The following is a 2,322-nucleotide window of genomic DNA, read 5'->3' on the forward strand; positions in this document are numbered from 1 at the left end:
CGCAGCGAACTTCGGCTTTCCGCCCTTCGTGCCGGTCGCATAGTTGACGCTTCGCCGCTTCTGCCCGACCGCCAGGTGCTGCTTCCAGGCGGCCCAAGCTTGGCGTGACCGGCGGTGTAGGGCTGACCTGAGTAGGATGCCCCGGCACTGCACCCGGGGGCGCATAGGAGTTTGATGCTCAGAGCTCGCTGCAGTCGATTGTTCTGCTCCGTGCCTGCGAAATCACTGACCGATTGCAGACCGCAGACTGTGCCAGTTGATCCGCGATCGACCTGCAGGTCACTGACGAGAGCTCTTCATATCGTCGCCGCATGGAAACGTTGGTCGCCTTTCCGTGCCAAGTCCACCGAAGCCGGCATCCTTGGCGGCGATCCGATGAAGTCAGTCGGGATGGATGTCGTGAGGCGAACATCCGGAGGCAAGCACGATGGCGATCCAGTTGACGTCGGCCTGCAGCCCGAGTTCAGCGAGCCAGGCATCCTGCAACCTGTATGCGGAGAGTTCCTGTGCCTCGGGGCAGACCCAGTGCTGGGCGCCGTCCTGCCGGTGATGGACGATCTCGTGAAGCAGGATGCTCACGTCCACAGGGTCCCGGCGGTCCCACGGCCGAACGAGGTAGATCGTGTCCGTCTCCGCATCGTAGAGACCCCGTGTCGGGCCGGTTCCGGCGAAGCGCGGACTTGATCTGGCATCGGCACTGGACTGGCTGATCAGCCGGACCTCCGGTTCCGACGCCTTCCTGGGCCAGGGCGCGCGGGCATCGAGCCAGGTCTCGAGGGTCTCGACGAGCACGGAGATCGTCGCGGAGTGCCGCCACTCCAGGGGATCGGCATCGGCGTCAGCCTCCTGGGGCGAAAGGATGAGCGTGCTCATAACGAGACAGGCACATGGCCTCAGGAGGGTCCCGGCCAGACGTGACATCACGCCCACCTTTGGAGACGGACATGGGCTCTTTCGGGGAGCCCTCCCGGTGCTGTCGGTCATCGCGAACCTCCTCCGCATCTGCTGGCGGGAAGCGTAGGGATCGGCCGGGACGCGGGCGGGATTGGTCGGAGGCAGGCGCGGGAAGAAAGCGGGAAATCGTCGCGAACTCGCGGGAAATGTGGTTCAATTCCGCTGCCCGTAGATGAGTGTGGGAGAGCGAAGTGGCCAGGGTGTCGATTTCGCTCCTGGGGGATTGCCGGATCACCCCGTCGGCGAGCGATCCGGTGGCGTCCCTCGGGCAGAAGGAGCAGGGCCTGCTCGCGGTGCTGGCGCTGGCGTCCGGCACGCCCATCCCGCGCGAGCGGCTTGCGGCCCTGTTGTGGAGCGACCGCGACGAGCTGCACGCCCGCGACAGCCTCAAGCACGCGCTCGGGCATCTGAGGGAGGTGCTGGGATCCGCCCGGGACGCGCTCTGCTCGGACCGGCAGAGCGCTCACCTCGACCCGGGCGCGGTGGACATCGACGCTCTCGCCTTCGAGCGGCACTGCGCCGAGGGCTCCGAAGCCGCGGCGGAGCGCGCGCTCGCGCTCTATCGCGGCGCGCTTCTCGAGGGCTGTGCCGTGCGCGATCCCGCCTTCGAGGACTGGCTCGCCACGGAGCGGCGGCGCTTCGGACGCCTTGCCGAGCAGGCGGCCGGGCGGGTGATGGCGAGCGCCCTGGAAACGGGCAACGCGGACCGGGCGCTCGTCGCTGCCTATCGGCTCGAGGCGATGGATCCGCTGCGCGAGGACGCGTGCAGGACGATCATGACCTGCCTGGCCCGCAACGGCGACCGCTGCGGCGCGCTGCGCAGGTTCGAGACATTGCGCGCCGCTCTCCGGGATGAACTCGGCGTCGCGCCCGAGCCGCAGACGCTGGCGGTGCTCGACGAAGTCAGCAAGCACCCGCTGCGGCAGGCCGATCCCGCGACCCCGCTGCACACGCCGGCGCGGCCCTCCATCGCCGTGCTCGCCTTCGACGTTTCCGGGACCGACCCCGAACAGGCCTATTTCGCCGACGGGGTGGTCGAGGAGATCATCGGGGCGCTGTCTCGGGTGCGCTGGCTCTTCGTCATCTCGCGCAGCTCGAGCTTCGCCTGGCGCGGCGAGCAGGAGGACGTGACGCGGATCGGCCAGACCCTTGGGGTGCGCTACATCCTCTCGGGCAGCGTCCGGCGCGGCGGTGATCGAATGCGGATCGCCGGCCGTCTGGTCGACGCCGCAAGCGGTGGGCTGCTCTGGGCCGAGACCTTCGAGGGCGGGCTCGAGAATGTCTTCGACCTGCAGGACCGGGTCACCGCGCGCGTCGTCGGCGCGGTGGCGCCGCGGCTCGAGCAGGCCGAGATCGAGCGCGCCCGGG

At 68.8% G+C, this 2,322-nt stretch carries 2 protein-coding genes; one reads left to right on the top strand and one right to left on the bottom strand.

Going from position 1 to position 2,322, the window contains the following annotated elements; translation table 11 throughout:
- Nucleotides 1-381: 381 nt before the first annotated feature.
- On the bottom strand, nt 382-873 hold the full coding sequence (locus IQ782_RS29460) for a DUF6647 family protein (RefSeq protein WP_194138217.1): 492 nt from the start codon (nt 871-873) through the stop codon (nt 382-384).
- A 281-nt stretch (nt 874-1,154) separates the two neighbouring features.
- Between IQ782_RS29460 and IQ782_RS29465 the strand changes: the two genes are divergently transcribed.
- Nucleotides 1,155-2,322 (top strand): BTAD domain-containing putative transcriptional regulator (locus IQ782_RS29465; RefSeq protein ID WP_338092672.1); only part of this gene is annotated, 1,168 nt, incomplete at its 3' end.

Source organism: Salipiger mangrovisoli (assembly GCF_015223355.1).
In the GTDB taxonomy this organism is placed as follows: domain Bacteria; phylum Pseudomonadota; class Alphaproteobacteria; order Rhodobacterales; family Rhodobacteraceae; genus Salipiger; species Salipiger mangrovisoli.